The 727-nt window shown below is 63.0% G+C and carries 1 protein-coding gene; it reads right to left on the bottom strand.

From position 1 onward, the window contains the following. On the bottom strand, positions 1–727 hold a 727-nt coding region (locus BK660_RS30505; protein WP_123436415.1), incomplete at both ends, for an MFS transporter.

The following is a 727-nucleotide window of genomic DNA, read 5'->3' as shown; positions in this document are numbered from 1 at the left end:
TAGCACTGCCAGCAGACACAGCAGTAGCCAGTACGGCGTCTGCTCGCTGACCAGGCCCATGCTCGCCAGCATGATCCCCAGCGCCAATGTGTTGCCGGTGAGGACGATGCGATAGCCAAGCCGTTCGATCAGCGGCCGCGCGACCCACTTGGCGATCATCGCCGCAGCGGCCAGCGGCAGCATGCTCATCCCCGCTTGCGACGGCGAATAGCCCAGCGCCACTTGCAGCAGCAATGGCACCAGAAACGGCAATGCGCCGCTGCCCAGACGCGCGAAGAGGTTTCCGAGAATGCCGACGGCAAACGTGCGGGTCTTGAACAGCGACGGTGCGAACAGCGGGTTTTCGATGTGCCCGGCGCGCAACCAGTACGCCGCCAGACAGGCCATACCGCCGAACAGCAGCAACATCACGCGCAAGTGCGGCAGGTGCAGTTCGCCGAGGCCTTCCATGGCGATGGTGATCAAAATCATCGCCGCACCAAACAGCAGGAAGCCGAGGCTATCGAAGCGTGTGCGTTCAGTGCCGCGCAGGTCGGGAATGAATTTCCACACCGCATAGCAACCGATGACGCCGACCGGCAGGTTGATCAGGAAGATCCAGTGCCACGTCAGGTATTCGACCATCCATCCGCCCATGGTTGGGCCGATCAGCGGGCCGAGCAGACCGGGGATGGTGATGAAGCCCATGATCCGCACCAGTTCGGATCGCGGATAGGCGCGCAGGACC

The sequence above is a fragment of the Pseudomonas brassicacearum genome, assembly GCF_003732265.1.
Lineage (GTDB): Bacteria > Pseudomonadota > Gammaproteobacteria > Pseudomonadales > Pseudomonadaceae > Aquipseudomonas > Aquipseudomonas brassicacearum_D.
Note: the sequence above shows the minus strand (reverse complement) of the source record. Positions and strands in the feature narration are given on the sequence as shown.